The organism is Paenibacillus oleatilyticus (assembly GCF_018998565.1).
Classification (GTDB): Bacteria; Bacillota; Bacilli; order Paenibacillales; family NBRC-103111; genus Paenibacillus_G; species Paenibacillus_G oleatilyticus.
The window spans coordinates 1-361 of sequence record NZ_JAHNZO010000155.1; the positions used below are offsets into that span (position 1 = coordinate 1).

1 protein-coding gene is annotated in these 361 nt (G+C 57.9%); it reads left to right on the forward strand.

All coding sequences use genetic code 11. From position 1 onward, the window contains the following. Positions 1 to 361: MipA/OmpV family protein (locus tag KQX66_RS39025; RefSeq protein ID WP_216798433.1), on the forward strand; the 361-nt coding region annotated here is incomplete at both ends.

Here is a 361-nt window from a genome sequence, read left to right on the forward strand (position 1 = left end):
CGTTTATCCGGTGCCCGTCATCGACTATGAAGGTGACGACTTCTACTTCCGTACTCTGACCGCCGGTTACTACCTGTGGAAAGATCAAGAAAATCAGCTGAGCATCATGGGGTATTACACGCCATGGGGCTACCGTCCGGGCGACAGCGACGACGATCGCATGAAGCGTCTCGACAAGCGTCGCGGCACGCTGATGGCCGGCCTGGCCTATTCACACAACGCAGAGTGGGGCACCATTCGCACCACCTTCACCGGCGACACGCTGAACTACAGCAACGGGCTGGTGGGCGATGTGGCTTATCTGTACAAGTTTGATCTGGACGCGTTGACGCTGGTTCCGGGCGTAGGCGTGATGTGGAAC